The organism is Salmonella sp. 2020_1395 (assembly GCF_043848115.1).
GTDB lineage: Bacteria > Pseudomonadota > Gammaproteobacteria > Enterobacterales > Enterobacteriaceae > Salmonella > Salmonella enterica.
Genome location: NZ_JBCMFH010000025.1, coordinates 1 through 24,076, shown reverse-complemented (window position 1 = coordinate 24,076; position 24,076 = coordinate 1). Strand labels below are relative to the sequence as shown.

Genomic DNA, 24,076 nt, shown 5'->3' with positions numbered 1-24,076 from the left:
CCCGACACCAGATTGTGCTAACTCCGACGGGAGCAAATCCGTGAAAGATTTATTAAAGTTTCTGAAAGCGCAGACTAAAACCGAAGAGTTTGATGCGATCAAAATTGCTCTGGCTTCGCCAGACATGATCCGTTCATGGTCTTTCGGTGAAGTTAAAAAGCCGGAAACCATCAACTACCGTACGTTCAAACCTGAGCGTGACGGCCTTTTCTGCGCCCGTATCTTTGGGCCGGTAAAAGACTACGAGTGCCTGTGCGGTAAGTACAAGCGCCTGAAACACCGTGGTGTTATTTGTGAGAAGTGCGGCGTTGAAGTGACCCAGACCAAAGTACGCCGTGAGCGTATGGGCCACATCGAGCTGGCGTCTCCGACTGCTCACATCTGGTTCCTGAAATCGCTGCCGTCCCGTATCGGTCTGCTGCTCGATATGCCGCTGCGCGATATCGAACGCGTACTGTACTTCGAATCTTATGTGGTTATCGAAGGCGGTATGACCAACCTGGAACGTCAACAGATCCTGACTGAAGAGCAGTATCTGGACGCGCTGGAAGAGTTCGGTGACGAATTCGACGCGAAGATGGGTGCGGAAGCTATCCAGGCCCTGCTGAAGAGCATGGATCTGGAGCAAGAGTGTGAAACTCTGCGCGAAGAGCTGAACGAAACCAACTCCGAAACCAAGCGTAAGAAGCTGACCAAGCGTATCAAACTGCTGGAAGCCTTCGTACAGTCTGGCAACAAGCCAGAGTGGATGATCCTGACCGTTCTGCCGGTTCTGCCGCCAGATCTGCGTCCGCTGGTTCCGCTGGATGGTGGTCGTTTCGCGACTTCTGACCTGAACGATCTGTATCGTCGCGTCATTAACCGTAACAACCGTCTGAAGCGTCTGCTGGATCTGGCTGCGCCGGACATCATCGTACGCAACGAAAAACGTATGCTGCAGGAAGCGGTTGACGCCCTGCTGGATAACGGTCGTCGCGGTCGTGCGATCACCGGTTCTAACAAGCGTCCTCTGAAATCTTTGGCCGACATGATCAAAGGTAAACAAGGTCGTTTCCGTCAGAACCTGCTCGGTAAGCGTGTTGACTACTCCGGTCGTTCTGTAATCACCGTAGGTCCATACCTGCGTCTGCACCAGTGCGGTCTGCCGAAGAAAATGGCGCTGGAGCTGTTCAAACCGTTCATCTACGGCAAGCTGGAATTGCGTGGCCTTGCCACCACCATCAAAGCCGCGAAGAAAATGGTTGAGCGTGAAGAAGCCGTCGTTTGGGATATCCTGGACGAAGTGATCCGCGAACACCCGGTACTGCTGAACCGTGCACCAACACTGCACCGTCTGGGTATCCAGGCATTTGAACCGGTACTGATCGAAGGTAAAGCTATCCAGCTGCACCCGCTGGTTTGTGCGGCATATAACGCCGACTTCGATGGTGACCAGATGGCTGTTCACGTACCGCTGACGCTGGAAGCCCAGCTTGAAGCGCGTGCGCTGATGATGTCTACCAACAACATCCTGTCTCCGGCGAACGGCGAACCTATCATCGTTCCGTCTCAGGACGTGGTATTGGGTCTGTACTACATGACCCGTGACTGTGTTAACGCCAAAGGCGAAGGCATGGTGCTGACTGGCCCGAAAGAAGCTGAGCGTATCTATCGCGCAGGTCTGGCCTCTCTGCATGCGCGCGTTAAAGTGCGTATCACTGAATATGAAAAAGATGAAAACGGCGAATTCGTTGCGCACACCAGCCTGAAAGACACGACCGTTGGTCGCGCCATTCTGTGGATGATCGTACCGAAAGGTCTGCCTTTCTCCATCGTCAACCAGGCGCTGGGCAAGAAAGCGATCTCCAAAATGCTGAACACTTGCTACCGTATTCTGGGCCTGAAACCGACCGTTATTTTTGCGGACCAGACGATGTACACCGGCTTTGCTTATGCAGCGCGTTCAGGTGCGTCTGTTGGTATTGATGACATGGTCATCCCGGAGAAAAAACACGAGATCATTTCTGAAGCGGAAGCTGAAGTTGCTGAGATCCAGGAGCAGTTCCAGTCTGGTCTGGTAACCGCTGGCGAACGCTATAACAAAGTTATCGATATCTGGGCTGCGGCGAACGATCGTGTATCCAAAGCGATGATGGATAACCTGCAAACCGAAACCGTGATTAACCGTGACGGCCAGGAAGAGCAGCAGGTCTCCTTCAACAGCATCTACATGATGGCCGACTCCGGTGCGCGTGGTTCTGCGGCACAGATTCGTCAGCTTGCTGGTATGCGTGGTCTGATGGCGAAGCCGGATGGCTCCATCATCGAAACGCCAATCACCGCGAACTTCCGTGAAGGTCTGAACGTACTCCAGTACTTCATCTCCACGCACGGTGCGCGTAAAGGTTTGGCGGATACCGCACTGAAAACCGCGAACTCCGGTTATCTGACCCGTCGTCTGGTTGACGTCGCGCAGGATCTGGTGGTGACCGAAGATGACTGTGGTACGCACGAAGGTATCCTGATGACCCCGGTTATCGAGGGTGGCGACGTGAAAGAGCCGCTGCGTGACCGCGTTCTGGGTCGTGTGACGGCGGAAGATGTGCTGAAACCGGGTACCGCGGACATTCTGGTTCCACGCAACACGCTGCTGCACGAACAGTGGTGTGACCTGCTGGAAGCAAACTCCGTTGACGCCGTTAAAGTGCGTTCCGTTGTATCCTGCGACACCGACTTTGGTGTATGTGCGCACTGCTATGGTCGTGACCTGGCGCGTGGCCACATCATCAACAAAGGTGAAGCTATCGGCGTTATCGCGGCACAGTCCATCGGTGAACCGGGTACACAGCTGACGATGCGTACGTTCCACATCGGTGGTGCGGCATCGCGTGCGGCTGCTGAATCCAGCATCCAGGTGAAAAACAAAGGTAGCATCAAGCTCAGCAACGTGAAGTCGGTTGTGAACTCCAGCGGTAAACTGGTTATCACTTCCCGTAACACCGAACTGAAGCTGATCGACGAATTCGGTCGTACCAAAGAGAGCTATAAAGTGCCTTATGGCGCTGTCATGGCGAAAGGTGATGGCGAGCAGGTTGCCGGCGGCGAAACCGTGGCAAACTGGGACCCGCACACCATGCCGGTTATCACCGAAGTGAGTGGTTTCATCCGCTTCACTGACATGATCGACGGTCAGACCATTACGCGTCAGACCGACGAACTGACCGGTCTGTCTTCGCTGGTGGTTCTGGATTCGGCTGAACGTACTACCGGTGGTAAGGATCTGCGTCCGGCGCTGAAAATCGTTGATGCTCAGGGTAATGACGTTCTGATCCCGGGTACCGATATGCCTGCGCAGTACTTCCTGCCGGGTAAAGCGATTGTACAGCTGGAAGATGGCGTACAGATCAGTTCTGGTGACACCCTGGCGCGTATTCCGCAGGAATCCGGCGGTACCAAGGATATCACTGGTGGTCTGCCGCGCGTTGCCGACCTGTTCGAAGCGCGTCGTCCGAAAGAGCCGGCCATTCTGGCGGAAATCGCAGGTATCGTTTCCTTCGGTAAAGAAACCAAAGGCAAACGTCGTCTGGTAATTACGCCGGTTGATGGTAGTGACCCGTACGAAGAGATGATTCCGAAATGGCGTCAGCTCAACGTGTTCGAAGGGGAGCGTGTAGAACGTGGTGATGTGATTTCCGATGGTCCGGAAGCGCCGCACGACATTCTGCGTCTGCGTGGCGTTCATGCTGTGACGCGTTACATCGTTAACGAAGTCCAGGATGTATACCGTCTGCAGGGCGTTAAGATTAACGATAAACACATCGAAGTTATCGTTCGTCAGATGCTGCGTAAAGCTACCATCGAAAGCGCCGGTAGTTCCGACTTCCTGGAAGGCGAACAGGTTGAATACTCTCGCGTCAAGATCGCTAACCGCGAGCTGGAAGCGAATGGCAAAGTGGGGGCTACCTTCTCCCGCGATCTGCTGGGTATCACCAAAGCGTCTCTGGCAACCGAATCGTTCATCTCTGCCGCATCGTTCCAGGAGACCACGCGTGTCCTGACCGAAGCAGCCGTTGCGGGCAAACGCGACGAACTGCGCGGCCTTAAAGAGAACGTTATCGTGGGTCGTCTGATTCCGGCCGGTACCGGTTATGCGTACCACCAGGATCGTATGCGCCGTCGCGCCGCGGGCGAGCAGCCAGCAACACCGCAGGTCACTGCGGAAGATGCATCTGCCAGCCTGGCAGAACTGCTGAACGCAGGTCTGGGCGGTTCTGATAACGAGTAATCGTTAAATGGTGGAGGGGTATTTATCCCTCCACCAGCATTGTGCTGGATGCCGAATTCCGGGTCGCTTGCCTACAAGGAAAGAAAATGCCAGCGATTATTTCATTAATCTATTTAATGTTTAGTCTTTTGGTATTTACAAAAAAGATAACCATTTCAAACGTTCTGTCCGCTTTTTTATTGTTTCTATCGTTATATATACTTCATCATAAATCATTACTTATATTTATTTATTGTCGCCACCGTTATTCTTCATCAAGTCAAAACCAGCGCGGATAAAAAAGCCGTATTTTATTTTTTCAATGCCATGCTGGCTCTTGATTTTATCTGTAATTATAAATTTAATGAATAAATGAATTATTTTTTCATGACTCTTGTTTCTCGCATTATTTGTGAAAACTCATTGTCACTGGTTATATGAATAAATTGTCCAGTTTTTGCATTATATTTTGCCATCGCACAGGGAAGACTATTACCGCCGTTAGCCATAACAAATTTTGCTTTTGTATTACGATAAAGATTGACGCCAGGAATGGGGTCTTGACCGAATGTATAAGGCGTTGGGACAATCACATTATGTTTGTTTGAGAACCACTTTGCTAAAATCCCGTCAACGCCATCAACCGGCGTAATAAAAGTAGAGAATCCACAATACTCAAAATTGAATTTTTTACCATTGGGTTTGTTTTTTTTCTGTAACATTGAGTCCAAATGTGACTTTAAATTTATCCCATAAATCTAAGTTATTAAAGCCTATTGGCTCGCCATTATAAAATGCCTGCTGTTCATACATTAAATGATAAACCTGTTTTATTGATTGTTTACGCGGGACATTTTAAATCATTAAATGAAGGATTTAATTCCATTAAGGTCTTTGTTTGCTCTTATTACAGGAATTATAAATATGATGCCATTTCTGGAATAAAAATAAAGTTAATAAATTATTTATTTAATTGCTCACTAGTAGGATATTTATGTATCCATCGGTTAATGCTTAGTTTAACATCTTTTAGCTGACAGCGATTGCAACGCTAAAAAACATGTGCTAATAATCATCATGTAAAATATGTAATGAAGTAAGCATGGAGCATTTAATTGTTATGATTCCACCATTAAATAGATATGTTCCCGCGCTTTCAAAAAATGAATTGGTTAAAACTGTTACCAACAGGGGCATTCAGTTTACAAGTTTTAATGGAAAAGATTATCCCTTGTGCTTTTTAGATGAGAAAACCCCTCTTCTTTTCCAGTGGTTTGAGCGGAATCCTGCTCGCTTTGGGAAAAATGATATACCTATAATTAACACAGAGAAAAACCCCTACCTTAACAATATCATTAAAGCAGCAACAATTGAAAAAGAACGTCTTATAGGTATTTTTGTAGATGGTGATTTTTTTCCAGGACAAAAGGATGCTTTTTCAAAACTTGAGTATGACTATGAAAACATAAAAGTCATATATAGAAATGATATTGACTTTAGCATGTACGATAAAAAATTATCAGAAATTTATATGGAAAATATTTCTAAGCAAGAGTCCATGCCAGAAGAAAAAAGGGATTATCATTTACTGCAGCTATTAAAAAAAGAATTGAGTGATATTCAAGAGGGTAATGATTCATTAATTAAATCTTACTTACTGGATAAAGGCCATGGATGGTTTGATTTTTACAGGAATATGGCTATGTTAAAGGCTGGTCAGTTATTTTTGGAGGCGGATAAGGTTGGGTGTTATGATTTATCAACAAATAGTGGGTGTATATATCTCGATGCTGATATGATTATCACGGAAAAACTGGGGGGTATATATATTCCGGATGGAATCGCTGTTCATGTAGAAAGGATAGATGGCCGTGCTTCTATGGAGAACGGGATAATAGCTGTTGATCGCAATAACCACCCGGCTTTACTTGCTGGATTGGAAATAATGCATACTAAATTTGATGCTGATCCCTATTCCGATGGTGTATGTAATGGAATTAGAAAACATTTTAATTATTCTTTAAATGAAGATTATAATTCTTTTTGCGATTTTATTGAGTTTAAGCATGATAACATTATAATGAATACCAGTCAGTTTACGCAAAGTTCATGGGCGAGGCATGTGCAGTAGTGGAAATGGCAATAATCATGCTATTGAATACATAAAATATTGGCATAAACTATCAAGTTTCGGCGAAAAAATATTTGATGCTCAGTTTTCTCTACTACAACGCCACTTTAAAATCGCAGTGCTGTTCAGAACGGACATAAAAAAACGGGAGGTCGATAACAATCTCCCGTTTTTCGCATTACGTACTCGTTCGTGAAATATTAATGCGTTTACATACGGGTTCACCGAATTTGCGAAGCGCGCCCCAGCCAACTGTCCCAGTCTTTCCACACGGGCTGTAACCCTTGCGCGCTTAACGCGCTTGCTACGGTTTCAGGCCGACGGGCATCGTGGGGAGAAAACTGCTCCAGTTCCGGATGATCGTCAGCGTAGCCGCCGGGCTGGGTTTTTGAGAAGGCGCTGACGTTGTTGATTGCCAGAGGAATCACATGGTCTCGAAACCACGGCGATTCGCGGGTGGAGAGTGATAATTCAATTTCCGGCGCCAATAACCGGAAAGCGCAAATCGTTTGCACCAGTTGCTTTTCATCCATCACAGATGCGGGTTCCACACCGCCAGTACACGGACGCAGACGCGGGAAGGAAACAGAATAGCGACTCTGCCAGTAGTGTTTCTGCATCCACAACAGATGCTCCGCCACCATATAGCAATCAACCCGCCAGCTGTCGGAAAGCCCGATTAGCGCGCCTAAACCAATTTTATCGATCCCCGCGCGTCCCAGTCTGTCTGGCGTCTCCAGCCGCCAGAAGAAGTCTTGCTTTTTGCCCCGTAAATGGTGCTGAGCGTATACCGGTTCGTGATAGGTCTCCTGATACACCATCACGCCATCCAGCCCCAGCGTCTTCAGCTCGGCATACTCCTCGGTCGCCAGCGGCTGCACTTCCATATGCAGCGAGGAAAACTGGCGACGAATGGCCGGTAAATGTCGGCGAAAATAGTCCATGCCGACTTTGGCCTGATGTTCGCCGGTGACTAACAGCAGATGCTCAAAACCCAACTCACGGATAGCATCGCACTCCCTTTGAATATCCACATCATCCAGCGTCTTACGCTTGATGCGGTTGCTCATCGAAAAACCGCAGTAGGTGCAGTCGTTGGCACAGAGGTTTGAGAGATAAAGCGGCACATAGAAACTGACGGTGTTGCCAAAGCGCTGGCGGGTCAGCCTTTGTGCCCGCTGCGCCAGCGGTTCCAGATAATCGGCGGCGGCGGGGGAGAGCAGTGCCATCAGGTCGTCACGACTTAGCTGTGGAGCGTTAAGCGCGCGTTCCACGTCAGCGGTGGTTTTACCGTTGATGCGCAGGCGAATATCGTCCCACTCCAGTTGCCGCCAGCGATCGGTGAAGGTTTTCATGCTAACGCCTCCAGAAATCCGGTGAGCGGGCTGGTGGCGCTGGCGTAGGTGCTACGATTACCCGGCACCGCCTGACGCGCCAGTACTCCCGCTTCTACAGCCAGGCGGAAAGCGGTTGCCATCATCACCGGGTCATCCGCCACGGCAATTGCGGTGTTGACCAGTACCGCATCTGCGCCCATTTCCAGCGCCTGCGTCGCGTGGCTGGGCACGCCGATGCCCGCATCAACCACCACCGGCACGGTGGACTGCTGGATAATAATCTCCAGCATGGCTTTGGTTTCCAGCCCCTGATTCGAACCGATAGGCGCACCAAGCGGCATCACCGCCGCGCAGCCGACCTCTTCCAGCCGCTTGCACAACACCGGATCCGCGCCGCAGTAGGGCAGCACCACAAAACCCTGCTTCACCAGCGCCTCGGCGGCTTTTAGCGTTTCGATCGGATCCGGCAATAGCCAGCGGGCATCCGGATGGATTTCTAATTTCAACCAGTTTGTGCCCAGCGCTTCGCGCGCCAGTTGGGCGGCAAAAATCGCCTCTTCAGCGGTTTTCGCCCCGGAGGTATTGGGCAGCAGCGTGACGCCCGCTTCAATGAGCGGCGCCAGGATAGCGTCGTTATGCTGACGTAAATCCACGCGCTTCATCGCCAGCGTCACCAACTGGCTGCCGGAAGCACGAATTGCCTCGACCATCAGTTGCGATGAGGCAAACTTCCCGGTGCCGGTGAACAGATGTGAATCAAACGTTTTGTCGGCAATACGTAACATCTCAACCTCCTGCTATAACGTGAAAAAGCAGGATCTGGTCGCCTTCCTGCACGATTTGCTGCTGCCACTGCTCGCGCGGCAGGATCTGCTGATTGAGCGCCAGCGCCGCGCCCGGTTTAAGCTGATTAAGCGCTGTGAGCAGCCCGCTGACGGTTTGCCCTTCGGCGCACTGCATCGGTTCATCATTGAACTGAATCTGCATGTTGCCCTCCGCAGACCTGACAGCCGCTGGCACGACGCAGCGCCAGGCTGCGCCACTGGCTGGTTTTACCGTCAAACAGGCGTAGCTCGCCACTCGGCGTTTCCATCCCGCTGAGTAATTTGATTGCCTCCAGCGCCTGCAAAGTGCCCATCACGCCAACAACCGGTCCGACGATACCGGCGGTACGGCAGTTGCGTTCAGGCTCGACATCGTCCGGCCACAGGCAGCGGTAACAGCCTTGTTCCCACGGTGGTGTGAGGACCATTAGCTGGCCGCCAAAGCCGACGGCACTGGCGGAAATTAACGGAGTGTTGAGCGCCACGCAGGCGGCGTTAATTTCCTGGCGCGTGGCCATGTTGTCGGTACAGTCGAGCACTACGTCGACGCGTGCTACCGCGTTTTTAAGCACATCGCCAGTCAGACGCTGTTGCAATACGATCAGCTTGCTACCGGGGTTGAGCTGCGCCAGCCGTAGCTTTGCCGCCTGCGCCTTCGGGTGGGCGATATCGTCGGTGGTGAACAGAATTTGCCGCTGGAGATTGCTCAAGTGAACATCGTCATCATCCGCCAGCGTCAGTGTGCCGATGCCTGCTCCCGCCAGATACAGCGCGGCAGGCGAACCCAATCCGCCTAAGCCGACAATCAATACATGGCTATTGAGCAGCTGTTGCTGGCCTTCAATGGCGATATCGCCGAGCAGAATCTGGCGGCTGTAGCGCATAAAGTCACGGTCATTCATCGCCGACTCCCGCGATTGCCAGCAGTTGTGCGGTGGCTTCACGCCAGTCTGCCGCCTGGGTAATGGCGCTAACCACAGCCACGCTGCCGACGCCGGTCGCCAGTACCGCCGGAGCGCGTTCAAGGCTGATACCGCCGATCGCGACGGTCGGGTAATCCGCCAGTCGTTCAATATGGCTGGCCAGCTGCGCCAGCCCCTGTGGGGCGGAAGGCATTTGCTTGGTTTGCGTGGGGAAGACATGACCCAGCGCGATATAAGAAGGCTTAGCGGCCAGCGCGATGTCTATCTCCATATCATCGTGGGTCGATACGCCGAGGCGTAACCCCGCCGCCTGAATGGCCTTCAGGTCGGTGGTTTCAAGGTCTTCCTGGCCCAGATGCACGCCGTAAGCGCGGTGCTTAATTGCCAGACGCCAGTAATCGTTGATAAACAGGCGGGCGTCATAACGACGCCCCAGTGCGATAGCGGCGATAACGTCGGATTCTACCTCTTCATCGCGTTTATCTTTGATACGCAACTGGATCGTGCGCACGCCCGCCTCCAGCAGGCGCTCAATCCATGCAACGCTGTCCACCACCGGGTAAAGCCCGAGACGGAACGGCACGGTCGGGAAATCAGGCTGATACATCAGACTTCCTCCCGCTTGAGATAAATTTCGCCGCCTTTGGCGCGGAAGTTTTCCGACATATTCGCCATCCCCACTTCAATGGTTTGCGCGGCGGCGTAGTCACGGACTTCCTGGCTGATTTTCATCGAGCAGAACTTCGGCCCGCACATGGAACAGAAGTGAGCGACCTTACCGGACTCCTGCGGCAGGGTTTCATCGTGATAAGCGCGGGCGGTGAACGGGTCGAGCGCGAGGTTAAACTGATCTTCCCAGCGGAATTCAAAGCGCGCTTTCGACATGGCGTTATCGCGGATCTGTGCGCCCGGATGTCCTTTGGCTAAATCCGCGGCGTGGGCGGCGATTTTGTAGGTGATTAGCCCCTGCTTCACATCTTCTTTGTTCGGCAGGCCGAGGTGTTCTTTCGGCGTCACATAACACAGCATCGCGCAGCCAAACCAGCCGATCATCGCGGCACCGATCCCGGAGGTGAAGTGGTCATAGCCCGGCGCGATATCGGTGGTCAATGGCCCTAAGGTGTAGAACGGTGCTTCATGGCAGCTCTCCAGCTCTTCGGTCATATTGCGCTGGATCATATGCATGGGTACGTGGCCCGGGCCTTCAATCATCACCTGCACGTCGTATTCCCAGGCGATTTTGGTCAATTCGCCCAGCGTATGCAGCTCGGAGAACTGCGCTTCGTCGTTGGCGTCCTGAATGGAGCCGGGACGCAGGCCGTCGCCCAGCGACAGGGAAACGTCGTAGGCGGCGCAGATTTCACAAATCTCGCGGAAATGTTCGAACAGGAAGTTCTCTTTGTGATGAGAAAGGCACCATTTCGCCATGATTGAACCGCCGCGTGAGACAATGCCGGTCAGGCGCTTGGCGGTCATCGGCACGTAGCGCAGCAGCACGCCCGCGTGGATGGTGAAGTAGTCGACGCCCTGTTCGGCCTGCTCCAGCAGCGTGTCGCGGAACGCTTCCCAGGTAAGATCTTCGGCGATCCCGTTGACCTTTTCCAGCGCCTGGTAGATCGGGACGGTGCCGATCGGTACCGGGCTGTTACGCAGGATCCACTCACGGGTTTCGTGAATATAGCGGCCGGTGGAAAGGTCCATTACCGTGTCCGCGCCCCAGCGGGTCGACCACACCAGTTTTTCCACCTCTTCTTCGATGGAGGAGGTCACCGCCGAGTTGCCGATGTTGGCATTCACTTTGACCAGGAAGTTGCGGCCGATAATCATCGGCTCGGATTCCGGGTGGTTGATGTTGGCGGGAATAATCGCGCGGCCCGCGGCGACTTCATCACGCACGAATTCCGGGGTAATGTTTTCCGGCAGGCGCGCGCCAAAGCTCATCCCCGGATGCTGGTGGCGCAGTACTTCACTGCGAATGCGCTCGCGGCCCATATTTTCACGGATGGCGATGAACTCCATTTCGGGAGTGACGATCCCCTGGCGGGCATAATGAAGTTGCGTCACGCGGTGTCCGGCTTTGGCGCGTTTTGGCGTTAACAGACCGGTAAAGCGTAATGCGTCAAGCCCTTCATCTGTCAAGCGTTCGCGGGTATAGGCAGAACTGCGGTCAGCAAGCGTTTCTACATCAGCCCGCGCTTCAATCCACGGCTGGCGTAGCTTTGCCAGACCCTGCTGGACGTTAATCGCCACCTCAGGATCGCCATAGGGGCCGGAGGTGTCGTACACCGGCACGGCTTCGTTCTCTTCAAACTGCGGGTTGTCTTTGCTGCCGCCGATGAGCGTTGGGCTAAGTTGAATTTCGCGCATCGGTACGCGAATATCATGCTGCGAACCGGTCACGTAGATGCGTTTCGAGTTGGGAAAGGCAGTCCCTTCCAGCGTATCGATAAAATGCTGGGCTTTAGCGCGCTGCTCGCGGCGGGTTAACGTTGTTGTAGACATAGCTCATTCCAAAAAATTAAGGACGTGGCTTGTCAGACGACGGATGGAGTAATGGATGTGCGCCGCCCGTAAAGGCAGCAGCATAAAGCAGAATTACTCTTGTTCCCTTCGCAGGTATTAACCTGATCAGGTTCCGCGGATCCCGAATTAACGGTCTCAGCCTTTTCCACTTCATCCTTCGCGCTGCCTCTTCGTTGGCTTCGTCCGCTCACTCCAGTCACTTACTTATGTAAGCTCCTGGAGATTCACCGACTTGCCGCCTTGACGCATCACGAACGCTTTTGTGGAAAATTAGCACTCCGACAAGATAACCGCCCCTCCGAAGAGGGGGCTGAAGTAAACTACCCGTTACTCGCGCAGAACTCAAGCGGGACGTTTGACTCTGGCGCCGTCGTGCATCGCGTCAAACACCAGCATAATCAGCTTGTCTTCCAGCACAAAGCGGGCTTCCAGCGCTTCGCCGATATCTGACAGAGCTTGTTGAAATTCGAGACAATTATCGTGATCGATGGCAGTTTCCAGGCTGGTGTCGTAATAATCCATAATGCGCTGCGTATTATCTTCCAGCAGCGGCCAGATTTTTGCCGCATGTAAAAGCTGACCGTTTCCTTCCAATTTATGGAGAATACGTTCATAAATACTGAAGTGCCCGGCGGAAAGGTAATCGACCAGGCTCTGACAAAAATCATCCAGCGCTTTTTCATTCAGCCGCATGTACGATTCTTTGCCAGGCTTAATGCCAACCAGATTGTAGTAAGCCACGAGCAGGTGCTTACGTACATCCAGCCAGCGATCGACCAGTTTGTTGCTTCCGCCAACGCGCTCCGTCAGGTTTTCCAGCTGGTTTAGCATGATTGTCTCCGCAAGTTAGATAAAGGCTGCTCGCCATGAATGTAAAAATAATGTTAACAACATGCCAGTGAAGCAAAGGTAGTGCAAGAGCTATGGATCGTATAATTGAAAAATTAGAGAGTGGCTGGTGGATCGTCAGCCATGAACAAAAATTATGGTTGCCGTATGGGGAATTACCACACGGGCTGGCGGCAAATTTCGATCTTGTGGGGCAGCGCGCACTCCGGATAGGTGAATGGCAAGGCGAGCCCGTCTGGCTGGTGTTACAGCATCGACGCCATGATATGGGATCGGTTCGCCAGGTTATCGATCAGGATGCCGGGTTGTTCCAACTGGCGGGACGTGGCGTACAGTTGGCGGAGTTTTACCGATCGCATAAATTTTGCGGCTATTGCGGGCACCCTATGCACCCGAGTAAAACCGAATGGGCGATGCTGTGCAGCCATTGCCGCGAACGCTACTATCCGCAAATCGCCCCCTGCATTATTGTTGCCATTCGCCGTGAGGATTCCATCCTGCTGGCCCAGCACGTTCGCCACCGCAACGGCGTGCATACGGTACTGGCCGGGTTTGTTGAAGTCGGCGAAACCTTAGAACAGGCGGTCGCGCGAGAGGTAATGGAGGAGAGCGGCATTAAGGTGAAAAATCTGCGCTACATTACTTCGCAGCCGTGGCCTTTTCCGCAGTCGTTGATGACCGCTTTTATGGCGGAGTATGACAGCGGCGAGATTGTCATCGACCCGAAAGAACTGTTGGAAGCAAATTGGTACCGTTATGACGATCTGCCGCTACTACCGCCGCCGGGCACCGTCGCGCGCCGTTTGATCGAAGATACGGTGGCAATGTGTCGGGCTGAATATGATTGACATGTTACACTGGGCGCATCAACGCTAAAGGAATGTAAAAATGACCGAACTCAAAAACGATCGTTATCTACGTGCGCTGCTGCGCCAGCCCGTTGATGTTACGCCAGTGTGGATGATGCGCCAGGCGGGCCGTTATCTACCGGAGTACAAAGCCACTCGCGCTCAGGCGGGCGATTTTATGTCGCTGTGCAAAAATGCCGAACTGGCCTGCGAGGTCACTTTACAGCCGCTGCGCCGTTATCCGCTTGATGCGGCGATCCTTTTCTCGGATATCCTGACGATTCCGGACGCGATGGGCCTGGGGCTCTATTTTGAAGCCGGGGAAGGCCCGCGCTTTACGGCTCCTGTCACCTGCAAAGCCGATGTCGATAAGCTGCCCATTCCCGATCCGGAGGATGAACTGGGCTACGTGATGAATGCGGTACGCACGATTCGCCGCGAACTAAAAGGCGAGGTTCCGCTGATTGGCTTCTCCGGTAGCCCGTGGACGCTGGCGACTTACATGGTGGAAGGCGGCAGTAGCAAAGCCTTCACGGTGATTAAAAAGATGATGTACGCTGACCCGCAGGCGTTGCATCTGCTGCTGGATAAGTTGGCGAAAAGCGTCACGCTGTACCTCAACGCGCAGATTAAAGCGGGTGCGCAGTCGGTGATGATTTTCGACACCTGGGGCGGCGTGCTGACTGGCCGCGATTACCAGCAGTTCTCCCTGTACTACATGCATAAAATCGTCGATGGCCTGCTGCGTGAAAACGACGGTCGCCGCGTGCCGGTAACGCTGTTCACTAAAGGTGGCGGTCAGTGGCTGGAGGCGATGGCGGAAACCGGCTGCGACGCGCTGGGTCTCGACTGGACGACAGATATCGCCGATGCGCGCCGTCGCGTTGGCCATAAAGTGGCGCTGCAGGGCAATATGGACCCCTCGATGCTGTATGCGCCGCCGGCACGGATCGAAGACGAAGTAGCGACTATACTTGCTGGTTTCGGTCAGGGAGAAGGGCACGTCTTTAACCTTGGACATGGCATCCATCAGGATGTGCCGCCAGAACATGCTGGCGCATTTGTGGAGGCAGTGCACCAACTTTCCGCGCAGTATCACAACTAAGGAGTTAGTATGGATCTCGCGTCGCTACGCGCTCAACAGATAGAACTTGCTTCATCGGTTTGCCGCGAAGATCGCCTGGACAAAGATCCGCCAGCGTTTATCGGCGGGGCGGACGTCGGTTTTGAGCAGGGGGGCGAGGTGACGCGGGCGGCGATGGTGTTGCTGAAATATCCGTCGCTTGAACTGGTCGAGTACAAGGTGGCGCGTATTGCCACCACCATGCCGTATATCCCCGGCTTTCTCTCTTTTCGTGAATATCCTGCTCTGCTGGCGGCGTGGGAACAGCTCTCGCAAAAGCCCGATTTGCTGTTTGTGGACGGTCACGGTATTTCGCATCCGCGTCGGCTTGGCGTCGCCAGTCATTTTGGACTGTTGGTGGACGTGCCGACCATCGGCGTGGCGAAAAAACGGCTATGCGGTAAATTTGAACCACTTTCCGCCGAACCTGGCGCACTTAGCCCCTTAATGGATAAAGGCGAGCAACTGGCGTGGGTATGGCGCAGCAAGGCGCGCTGTAATCCGCTGTTTATCGCGACGGGGCACCGGGTCAGTACTGACAGCGCGCTGGCGTGGGTACAGCGCTGTATGAAAGGGTATCGCCTGCCGGAGCCGACGCGCTGGGCGGATGCCGTCGCTTCCGGGCGTCCGGCGTTTGTTCGTTGGCAAGAAATTCAGCGCTGATTCAGGTAAACTGCCGCTAATTTCCGATTCGAGATTCCATCATGTTACAAAACCCGATTCATTTGCGTCTGGAGCGGCTGGAAAGCTGGCAGCACGTTACCTTTATGGCCTGTTTGTGCGAGCGCATGTACCCGAACTACGCCATGTTTTGCAAGCAGACGGAATTCGGCGACGGACAGATCTACCGTCGCATTCTGGATCTGATCTGGGAAACCCTGACGGTGAAAGATGCAAAGGTCAATTTCGATAGCCAACTGGAGAAGTTTGAAGAGGCAATTCCGGCAGCTGACGACTATGATCTGTACGGCGTTTACCCAGCGATTGATGCCTGCGTCGCATTAAGCGAATTAATGCATTCTCGTCTTAGCGGCGAAACGCTGGAACACGCTATTGAGGTTAGTAAGACTTCCATTACTACGGTGGCGATGTTGGAAATGACTCAGGCTGGTCGGGAAATGACCGATGAGGAGCTCAAAACGAACCCTGCCGTTGAACAGGAATGGGATATTCAGTGGGAAATATTCCGACTTTTAGCCGACTGCGAAGAACGCGATATTGAACTGATAAAAGGGCTCAGGGCAGACCTGCGCGAGGCTGGTGAGAGCAATATCGGTATAAATTTTCAGCAATGACACCAGAAAACGTGATTTAACGTCTGATTTGTCGTGCCATAAGGCTTCCCTTATGCCCCCCGTCTGGTCTACATTTGGGAGGCGAAAAAAAGTGGCTATCGGTGCGTGTATGCAGGAGAGTGCTTTTCTGGCATTTCCGTCGCACTCGATGCTTAGCAAGCGATAAACACATTGTAAGGATAACTTATGAACAAGACTCAACTGATTGATGTAATTGCAGACAAAGCAGAACTGTCCAAAACCCAGGCTAAAGCTGCTCTGGAATCCACTCTGGCTGCTATTACTGAGTCTCTGAAAGAAGGCGATGCTGTACAACTGGTTGGTTTCGGTACCTTCAAAGTGAACCACCGTGCTGAGCGCACTGGCCGTAACCCACAGACCGGTAAAGAAATCAAAATCGCCGCCGCTAACGTACCGGCGTTTGTTTCTGGTAAAGCTCTGAAAGACGCAGTTAAGTAAGACGCGTAACTGTGAACAGTTTTATCGAAGGGGCTTATCAGCCCCTTTTGTCCGTCTGGCGTCGCGCGTTTCTGTTTTCTGGCGCGCTGTTGCTGACTGCCTGCAGTCATAACGCTTCACCGCCTCCGTTTACTGCCAGCGGCTTTGCCGGCGATCACGGCGCGGTGCGTATCTGGCGTAAAGATACGAACGATGAAGTCCATCTGCTTTCTGTTTTTAGCCCGTGGCATAGCGGCAGCACGACGACCAGCGAATATCGTTGGCAGGGTGATACGCTTTCGCTTATTGAACTCAATATTTACAGCAAACCGCCAGAACATATTCGCGCGCGTTTCGACGCTCATGGCGAACTCAGTTTTATGCAGCGTGAAGTTGGGGGGCAGAAGCAGCAGCTTTCCAACGATCAGATTGCCTTGTATCGCTATCGCGCCGAACAAATCCGTCAGACCAGCGACGCCTTGCGCCTGGGGCGGGTCATACTACGCCAGGGACGCTGGCACGCCGACCATACGGTAACCACCTGTGAAGGTGAAACGCTGAAACCGGATCTGGATTCCTGGGCAATAAGCCACATTGAGCGCCGCCAGAACCACTCATCGGTAGAGGTGAGCGTAGCATGGCTGGAGGCACCGGAAGGATCGCAACTTTTGCTGGTGGCGAATTCAGATTTCTGTCACTGGCAGCCGCAAGCGAAAACCTTTTGATGGAATACCGAATGGCGAAGCCGCCATTCGGCAAACATGCTCTACCAGTTTCCCATACCCATATGACCGCCGCCGCGATGATAACCGCCGCCATAGCCGCCGCAACCGCCATAGCCCATTCCTGCGCCGCGTGGTATGCCAGCCTGCGCCATCGCGACATCCCGTTTCACGCGTTGCTCATCTAACTTCTGGCCTAATGACTCCATCTCTTTGGCAACCGCATTAATTTTCGCAGTATCCGGCGAACTGGCGGTCAGTAGCGCGTTATATTCATAACGTTTAGATATCAGTTGCTGGCGCAGCGCGCTGGTCTGCGTGTAGTAGTCATCATAAATCTTCTGCGCCGTCGCCTGCTGTTCCGTAGTTAACGGGCTACCTCCCTGTTGCCACATACCGTCATTGTTGCCCCAGTGATGCCCGGCGAAGGCGGCGCCGGAGCTCAGGGCCAAAAGAGAGAGGGCGATTAGCGCGATAGCTGATTTATTGTTCCGTTTCATTTTGCGTTCTCCTGTTGCTCATCTTATCCTCTCTCTTGCATCTTCCGTGCCAGGTAACTATTCCTTGTCGGGCAGCGAGTTAACCCGCTTCAGGCGGCAAAAAGCGAGTAAAAATGACTCGCATGACCCGCCTGGCGAGTCATTTTTACCCACTAGTATCCGAAAGGGTGTGCGACACCGCGCGGTTATGCGAAGCGAAGAATGGCATGATCTCTGCTTAAGTAAGGAAAATAAAAACGAGCCGGGGAAGCCTGTGAGTTTTATACGATTACATAAAGATGCCGCTGCAACGTGGTTGAGTCGACTGTTACCTGTGGCGATCTTCATTTTGGTGGGGCTATTTTCCATTATGGTCATTCGCGACTATGGCCGTGAGAGCGCTGCCGCCAGGCAGACGCTGCTGGAAAAGGGAAATGTACTCATTCGCGCTCTGGAGTCCGGCACGCGAGTAGGTATGGGAATGCGGATGCATCACGCGCAGCAGCAGACATTGCTGGAAGAGATGGCGGGTCAGCCAGGCGTGTTGTGGTTCGCCGTAACGGATGCGCAGGGGGTAATCATTACTCATAGCAACCCTGGCATGGTGGGCAAATCGCTCTATTCCGCATCTGAAATGCATCAACTAAACCCCGGGCCGCAGGAGCGTTGGCGGCGTGTCGACGTTGCTGCTAACGGCGAGACGGTGCCTGCGCTGGAAATTTACCGTCAGTTCCAGCCGCTTTTCGGTATGAGAGGTCACGGTATGAGGGGGCACGGCATAGCGCGTAGCGCCAATGACGACGAACCAGCGAAACAAACTATTTTTATTGCCTTTGACGCCAGCGAGCTGGCCGCGACACAGGCAAGGGAGTGGCGTAATACGCTGATTGTTTTGTCTGCGTTAGCGGCGGTGCTGTTGGCAACGTTACTGGCGTTTTTTTGGCATCAGCGTTATCAGCGCTCACACAGAGAACTGCTTGATGCAATGAAGCGTAAAGAAAAGCTGGTGGCGATGGGGCATCTGGCGGCGGGCGTCGCGCACGAAATTCGTAACCCGCTCTCGTCCATCAAAGGGCTGGCGAAATACTTTGCCGAGCGCACGCCAGCCGGTGGCGAGTCGCATGAACTGGCGCAGGTGATGGCCAAAGAGGCCGACCGTTTGAACCGGGTGGTAAGCGAATTGCTCGAACTGGTAAAGCCCGCGCATCTGACGCTCCAGACGGTTAACCTCAATGATATTATTACTCACTCCCTGAATCTGGTCAGTCAGGATGCCCAAAGCAGAGAGATTCAGTTGAGGTTCACGGCGAATGAGACGCTTAAGCGTATTCAGGCTGACCCGGACAGGCTGACTCAGGTGCTGTTGAATTTGTACCTGAACGCTATTCATGCGATTGGCCGCCAGGGAACGATTAGCGTAGAGGCAAAAGAAAGTGGGACCGACCGCGTTATCATCACTGTTACCGATAGCGGGAAAGGGATCGCCCCGGATCAGTTGGAGGCGATTTTTACGCCTTATTTTACGACCAAAGCTGACGGGACAGGTCTGGGGCTGGCGGTGGTGCAAAATATCATCGAACAGCATGGCGGCGCGATTAAGGTGAAAAGTATTGAGGGTAAAGGCGCGGTCTTTACTATCTGGTTGCCAGTGATAGCGAGACAACAGGATTAACAAGGGTGATACGCGGAAAAATCGATATTCTGGTTGTGGATGATGATGTAAGCCACTGCACGATTTTACAGGCGCTGTTTCGGGGCTGGGGCTATAACGTCGCTCTGGCCTACAGTGGGCATGATGCGTTGGCTCAGGTGCGTGAGAAAGTCTTTGATCTGGTACTGTGCGATGTGCGTATGGCGGAGATGGATGGTATCGCCACGCTGAAGGAGATTAAAGCGCTCAATCCCGCCATTCCGATTTTGATTATGACGGCATTCTCCAGCGTGGAAACGGCGGTAGAGGCGTTGAAAGCCGGCGCGCTCGACTATTTAATTAAACCGCTGGATTTTGACCGTCTGCAGGAGACGCTGGAAAAGGCGTTGGCGCATACGCGGGAAACGGGCGCTGAATTGCCATCGGCGTCGGCTGCGCAGTTTGGCATGATTGGCAGCAGTCCGGCGATGCAACATTTACTGAATGAAATCGCGATGGTCGCACCATCAGACGCCACGGTATTGATTCACGGAGACTCCGGCACGGGTAAAGAGCTGGTGGCGCGGGCGCTACACGCCTGTAGCGCCAGGAGCGATAAACCGCTGGTCACGCTCAACTGCGCGGCGCTTAATGAATCGCTGCTGGAGTCTGAGCTGTTCGGCCACGAAAAAGGCGCGTTTACCGGCGCGGATAAACGTCGGGAGGGACGCTTTGTCGAAGCTGACGGCGGGACATTGTTTCTTGATGAAATCGGCGATATCTCGCCGTTAATGCAGGTACGTTTGCTGCGGGCGATTCAGGAGCGCGAAGTGCAACGCGTGGGAAGTAACCAGACGATATCTGTGGATGTTCGGTTAATTGCCGCTACCCACCGCGATCTGGCGGAAGAGGTGAGTGCTGGTCGTTTTCGCCAGGATCTCTATTACCGCCTGAATGTGGTGGCGATTGAAATGCCTTCTTTGCGCCAGCGTCGGGAAGATATTCCGCTACTGGCAGACCATTTTCTGCGGCGTTTTGCCGAACGTAACCGAAAAGCGGTAAAGGGGTTTACGCCGCAGGCGATGGATCTGCTGATCCACTACGACTGGCCGGGCAATATCCGTGAGCTGGAAAACGCTATCGAGCGGGCGGTGGTGTTGCTGACGGGAGAATACATTTCTGAACGCGAATTGCCTCTCGCTATTGCCGCGACGCCGATAAAAGCGGAAAACAGCGCCGAAATCCAACCGTTGGTCGATGTGGAAAAAGAGATCATTCTGGCGGCGCTGGAAAAAACGGGCGGCAACAAAACGGAAGCCGCCCGTCAATTGGGCATTACGCGCAAAACGCTGCTGGCTAAACTCAGCCGTTAGTTTTGCTCACGCTCAATGGCGCGCCAGCCAATGTCGTTACGGCTGAAGCTGCCGTCCCAGCGGATGTCGGTCATCAGGGCGTAAGCGCGTTTCTGCGCTTCGGCCACGGTGTGGCCCAGCGCGGTGGCGCACAGTACGCGACCGCCGCTGGTCAACACGCGGTCGTCATCGGCGAGTTTGGTGCCCGCGTGGAAAACCTTACCGTCAGCCACTTCTTCCAGCGGCAGACCGTGGATCTCGTCGCCGGTGCTGTAGCTGCCCGGATAACCGCCCGCGGCGATCACCACGCCTAATGAAGCGCGTTCGTCCCACTCGGAGGTTTTCTCATCCAGCTTGCCGTCGCAGGCGGCCAGGCAAAGATCCACCAGATCCGATTTCATGCGCAGCATGATCGGCTGGGTTTCCGGATCGCCGAAGCGGCAGTTGAACTCGATAACTTTCGGGTTGCCCTGTTTGTCGATCATCAGACCTGCGTACAGGAAACCGGTATAGGTGTTACCTTCCGCCGCCATGCCTTTCACGGTTGGCCAGATGATGCGTTCCATGGTGCGCTGGTGGACTTCATCAGTCACCACCGGCGCCGGTGAGTATGCGCCCATGCCGCCAGTGTTCGGGCCGGTATCGCCGTTGCCTACGCGTTTGTGGTCCTGGCTGGTGGCCATCGGCAGCACGTGCTCGCCGTCGACCATCACGATAAAGCTCGCTTCTTCGCCGTCGAGGAACTCTTCAATCACGATGCGGTGGCCCGCGTCGCCAAAGGCGTTGCCTGCCAGCATGTCATGAACGGCGGCTTCGGCTTCTTCAAGCGTCATCGCCACGATAACGCCTTTGCCTGCAGCCAGACCATCGGCCTTGATGACGATCGGCGCGCCTTTCTCACGCAGATAAGCCAGGGCTGGCTCAATCTCGGTGAAATTCTGGTATTCCGCCGTCGGAATCTGATGACGGGCGAGGAAATCTTTGGTGAACGCTTTGGAGCCTTCCAGTTGCGCGGCTCCTTCGGTTGGGCCAAAGATCTTCAGACCCGCCGCGCGGAACGCATCAACCACGCCGATTACCAGCGGCGCTTCCGGACCGACGATGGTCAGATCAATCTTCTCGTTCTGGGCAAAGCTCAGCAGCGCCGGAATATCGGTGACGCCGATAGCCACGTTCTGCAACGCGGGCTCCAGCGCGGTACCGGCGTTACCCGGTGCGACAAAAACGGTATCAACCAGCGGCGACTGTGCGGCTTTCCAGGCCAGCGCATGTTCGCGCCCGCCGTTACCAATGACTAAAACTTTCATCGTCTGCTCCCTGAATTAATGGCGGAAGTGGCGCATGTCGGTGAAGATCATCGCAATGCCGTGTTCGTCGGCGGCGGCAATCACCTCTTCGTCGCGAATCGAACCGCCAGGCTGGATAACGCAGCTCACGCCGACAGCGGCAGCGGCATCAATACCGTCACGGAACGGGAAGAAGGCGTCAGAGGCCATCGCGGAGCCTTTCACTTCCAGACCTTCGTCAGCCGCTTTAATCCCGGCGATTTTCGCGGAGTACACGCGGCTCATCTGGCCTGCGCCAATGCCGATAGTCATGTTCTCTTTGGCATACACAATGGCGTTGGATTTCACGAACTTGGCTACCTTCCAGCAGAACAGCGCATCGCGCAGTTCCTGCTCGGTCGGCTGGCGTTTAGAGACCACGCGCAGTTCAGCTTCGCTCACCATACCCAGATCCCTGTCCTGAACCAGCAGGCCGCCGTTAACGCGTTTGAAATCCAGGCCCGGTACGCGCTGTGCCCACTGGCCACAGGTCAGGACGCGAACGTTCTGTTTAGCGGCAGTGATCTTCAGCGCTTCTTCGGTCGCAGATGGGGCGATGATCACTTCCACGAACTGGCGGGAGATGATGGCCTGCGCGGTTTCAGCATCCAGCTCGCGGTTAAAGGCGATGATGCCGCCGAACGCGGAGGTCGGGTCGGTTTTATAGGCGCGATCGTAAGCGTCGAGAATAGAGGTACTTACCGCCACGCCGCACGGGTTAGCGTGCTTGACGATTACGCAGGCTGGCTCGTTGAACGCTTTCACACACTCCAGCGCCGCGTCGGTATCGGCGATGTTGTTGTAGGAAAGCGCTTTGCCCTGAACCTGTTGTGCGGTGGCAACGGACGCTTCTTTCACATTCTCTTCTATATAGAAGGCAGCCTGCTGGTGGCTGTTCTCGCCGTAGCGCATATCCTGCTTCTTAATGAAGTTCAGATTCAGCGTACGCGGGAAGCGACCGGCGGCTTCTTTGCTTTCACCGTGGTAGGCCGGAACCATGCTGCCGAAGTAGTTAGCGATCATGCTGTCGTAGGCGGCGGTGTGTTCGAAGGCTTTAATCGCGAGATCGAAACGGGTGTCGAGGGTCAGAGAACCTTCGTTAGCATCCATCTCTTTAATAATGGCGTCGTAGTCGCTGCTCTTCACCACGATGGCGACGTCTTTATGGTTCTTCGCAGCAGAGCGCACCATGGTCGGGCCGCCGATATCGATGTTCTCTACCGCATCTTCCAGCGAGCAGCCTTCGCGTGCTACGGTTTCGGCGAACGGATACAGGTTAACGACAACCATATCGATAGGGGCGATGTGGTGCTGTTCCATAATGGCATCGTCCTGGCCGCGGCGACCGAGGATGCCGCCGTGGACTTTTGGATGCAGGGTCTTTACGCGTCCATCCATCATTTCCGGAAAACCGGTGTAATCGGAAACTTCGGTCACCGGCAGGCCTTTTTCTGCTAACAGGCGGGCGGTGCCCCCCGTAGACAGCAGCTCCACACCGCGTGCGGAAAGTGCCTGGGCGAATTCGATGATACCGGCCTTGTCAGAAACACTGAGCAGAGCGCGGCGGACTGGACGACGTTGTTGCATGGTAAATCCCCTGGATTTGACGATTACAGAGAGCGTTAGCTGAATTTTTCGTGAAAAACTCAGCTAACGCCCCTTATGGGGTATTCTCATTTTGCGGCGACATTGTAACGAAAACGTTTGCGCAACGCTCGCGAATTTTTCTTTTTAAATTCTGGCCCTGCTTTTATCCCTGAAAGATCATTTGCAGAGTGAGAAGATCCAGGAGATGAACGCGCATTTTGTGGATAAGTCTGTGCGTAAATGGGTATAACCAGGGGTTTTGCTGGGGAATGCAGCAAACAGTCATTTTTCTGCAATTTTTCTATTGCGGTCAGCAGAGAACTCCCTATAATGCGCCTCCATCGACACGGCGGATGTGAATCACTTCACACAAACAGCCGGTCGGTTGAAGAGAAAAATCCTGAAATTCAGGGTTGACTCTGAAAGAGGAAAGCGTAATATACGCCA

Annotated in this window: 21 protein-coding genes, 1 pseudogene and 1 riboswitch; of the genes and pseudogenes, 11 read left to right on the top strand and 11 right to left on the bottom strand. The window is 53.6% G+C overall.

The annotated features are described in order from the left end of the window. The first annotated feature begins 40 nt into the window (after window positions 1–40). Together rpoC and ACH0WD_RS23465 are read left to right on the top strand one after the other, a co-directional pair. Window positions 41–4,264 (top strand): DNA-directed RNA polymerase subunit beta', encoded by a 4,224-nt coding sequence (rpoC, locus tag ACH0WD_RS23470; RefSeq protein ID WP_000653965.1) that lies wholly within the window; start codon window positions 41–43, stop codon window positions 4,262–4,264. A 41-nt stretch (window positions 4,265–4,305) separates the two neighbouring features. Then, a pseudogene (locus ACH0WD_RS23465) lies at window positions 4,306–4,619 on the top strand (hypothetical protein). Between the two features lies 1 nt (window position 4,620). Here the strand turns inward: ACH0WD_RS23465 and ACH0WD_RS23460 are convergent. Next, window positions 4,621–4,965 (bottom strand): hypothetical protein, encoded by a 345-nt coding sequence (locus tag ACH0WD_RS23460; RefSeq protein ID WP_006501175.1) that lies wholly within the window; start codon window positions 4,963–4,965, stop codon window positions 4,621–4,623. A gap of 380 nt (window positions 4,966–5,345) precedes the next feature. Here ACH0WD_RS23460 and ACH0WD_RS23455 point away from each other — a divergent pair, with 380 nt between their 5' ends. Beyond that, the gene (locus ACH0WD_RS23455) at window positions 5,346–6,374 is read left to right on the top strand and encodes a type III secretion system effector arginine glycosyltransferase SseK1 (protein ID WP_000400602.1); all 1,029 of its coding nucleotides are present in this window, start codon (window positions 5,346–5,348) and stop codon (window positions 6,372–6,374) included. A gap of 221 nt (window positions 6,375–6,595) precedes the next feature. Here ACH0WD_RS23455 and thiH read toward each other — a convergent pair whose 3' ends face one another. From thiH to rsd, 7 genes are all read right to left on the bottom strand, one after another. After that, a complete protein-coding gene (thiH, locus tag ACH0WD_RS23450; protein WP_000847575.1) occupies window positions 6,596–7,729 on the bottom strand; it encodes a 2-iminoacetate synthase ThiH in 1,134 nt (377 codons plus the stop codon). After that, on the bottom strand, window positions 7,726–8,496 hold the full coding sequence (thiG, locus tag ACH0WD_RS23445; RefSeq protein WP_000944082.1) for a thiazole synthase: 771 nt from the start codon (window positions 8,494–8,496) through the stop codon (window positions 7,726–7,728). The genes thiH and thiG overlap by 4 nt, the downstream gene beginning before the upstream one ends. 1 nt (window position 8,497) lies before the next feature. Then, window positions 8,498–8,698, bottom strand: a complete 201-nt coding sequence (gene thiS / locus ACH0WD_RS23440) for a sulfur carrier protein ThiS (protein WP_001166842.1) — start codon at window positions 8,696–8,698, stop codon at window positions 8,498–8,500. Continuing rightward, a complete protein-coding gene (locus ACH0WD_RS23435; protein ID WP_000999780.1) occupies window positions 8,679–9,437 on the bottom strand; it encodes a HesA/MoeB/ThiF family protein in 759 nt (252 codons plus the stop codon). The genes thiS and ACH0WD_RS23435 overlap by 20 nt, the downstream gene beginning before the upstream one ends. Next, entirely contained in the window at window positions 9,430–10,065 is a 636-nt protein-coding gene (gene thiE, locus ACH0WD_RS23430) for a thiamine phosphate synthase (protein ID WP_000284642.1), read from the bottom strand. The genes ACH0WD_RS23435 and thiE overlap by 8 nt, the downstream gene beginning before the upstream one ends. Further along, entirely contained in the window at window positions 10,065–11,960 is a 1,896-nt protein-coding gene (gene thiC / locus ACH0WD_RS23425; protein WP_000108427.1) for a phosphomethylpyrimidine synthase ThiC, read from the bottom strand. The genes thiE and thiC overlap by 1 nt, the downstream gene beginning before the upstream one ends. Window positions 11,961–12,046: 86 nt before the next feature. Next, window positions 12,047–12,271, bottom strand: a riboswitch (TPP riboswitch). Window positions 12,272–12,323: 52 nt separating this feature from the next. Continuing rightward, complete coding sequence (rsd, locus tag ACH0WD_RS23420; RefSeq protein WP_000934315.1) at window positions 12,324–12,812, bottom strand: sigma D regulator; 489 nt, start codon at window positions 12,810–12,812, stop codon at window positions 12,324–12,326. Between the two features lie 92 nt (window positions 12,813–12,904). Between rsd and nudC the strand changes: the two genes are divergently transcribed. The 6 genes from nudC (at window position 12,905) to ACH0WD_RS23390 (ending at window position 17,259) form a co-directional block, all read left to right on the top strand. Continuing rightward, window positions 12,905–13,678, top strand: coding sequence for an NAD(+) diphosphatase (nudC, locus tag ACH0WD_RS23415; RefSeq protein WP_000373955.1), 774 nt, complete (start codon window positions 12,905–12,907; stop codon window positions 13,676–13,678). Between the two features lie 40 nt (window positions 13,679–13,718). Beyond that, the gene (hemE, locus tag ACH0WD_RS23410; protein ID WP_000137618.1) at window positions 13,719–14,783 is read left to right on the top strand and encodes a uroporphyrinogen decarboxylase; all 1,065 of its coding nucleotides are present in this window, start codon (window positions 13,719–13,721) and stop codon (window positions 14,781–14,783) included. A 9-nt stretch (window positions 14,784–14,792) separates the two neighbouring features. Next, complete coding sequence (gene nfi, locus ACH0WD_RS23405; RefSeq protein ID WP_000362359.1) at window positions 14,793–15,464, top strand: deoxyribonuclease V; 672 nt, start codon at window positions 14,793–14,795, stop codon at window positions 15,462–15,464. A gap of 41 nt (window positions 15,465–15,505) precedes the next feature. Then, entirely contained in the window at window positions 15,506–16,096 is a 591-nt protein-coding gene (locus ACH0WD_RS23400; protein WP_000940092.1) for a YjaG family protein, read from the top strand. A 186-nt stretch (window positions 16,097–16,282) separates the two neighbouring features. Next, window positions 16,283–16,555 carry a nucleoid-associated protein HU-alpha gene (hupA, locus tag ACH0WD_RS23395; RefSeq protein ID WP_001044509.1) on the top strand — a complete coding sequence of 91 codons (273 nt, stop codon included), beginning with the start codon at window positions 16,283–16,285 and terminating at the stop codon, window positions 16,553–16,555. A gap of 11 nt (window positions 16,556–16,566) precedes the next feature. Next, the gene (locus tag ACH0WD_RS23390) at window positions 16,567–17,259 is read left to right on the top strand and encodes a DUF1481 domain-containing protein (protein ID WP_001083940.1); all 693 of its coding nucleotides are present in this window, start codon (window positions 16,567–16,569) and stop codon (window positions 17,257–17,259) included. 41 nt (window positions 17,260–17,300) lie between these two features. Here the strand turns inward: ACH0WD_RS23390 and zraP are convergent, their stop codons facing one another. Next, window positions 17,301–17,756: a zinc resistance sensor/chaperone ZraP gene (gene zraP, locus ACH0WD_RS23385; RefSeq protein WP_000828129.1), complete on the bottom strand. Its 456-nt coding sequence runs from the start codon at window positions 17,754–17,756 to the stop codon at window positions 17,301–17,303. A gap of 253 nt (window positions 17,757–18,009) precedes the next feature. Here zraP and zraS point away from each other — a divergent pair, with 253 nt between their 5' ends. Both zraS and zraR read left to right on the top strand, forming a co-directional pair. Next, entirely contained in the window at window positions 18,010–19,407 is a 1,398-nt protein-coding gene (zraS, locus tag ACH0WD_RS23380) for a two-component system sensor histidine kinase ZraS (RefSeq protein ID WP_001747556.1), read from the top strand. Between the two features lie 5 nt (window positions 19,408–19,412). Next, window positions 19,413–20,738, top strand: coding sequence for a sigma-54-dependent response regulator transcription factor ZraR (zraR, locus tag ACH0WD_RS23375; RefSeq protein ID WP_000617922.1), 1,326 nt, complete (start codon window positions 19,413–19,415; stop codon window positions 20,736–20,738). Here zraR and purD read toward each other — a convergent pair. Both purD and purH read right to left on the bottom strand, forming a co-directional pair. Beyond that, window positions 20,735–22,024 carry a phosphoribosylamine--glycine ligase gene (gene purD, locus ACH0WD_RS23370; protein WP_000866776.1) on the bottom strand — a complete coding sequence of 430 codons (1,290 nt, stop codon included), beginning with the start codon at window positions 22,022–22,024 and terminating at the stop codon, window positions 20,735–20,737. The two genes, zraR and purD, sit on opposite strands and share 4 nt — an antisense overlap. A gap of 15 nt (window positions 22,025–22,039) precedes the next feature. Further along, complete coding sequence (purH, locus tag ACH0WD_RS23365; protein WP_001187505.1) at window positions 22,040–23,629, bottom strand: bifunctional phosphoribosylaminoimidazolecarboxamide formyltransferase/IMP cyclohydrolase; 1,590 nt, start codon at window positions 23,627–23,629, stop codon at window positions 22,040–22,042. Window positions 23,630–24,076: the final 447 nt, after the last annotated feature.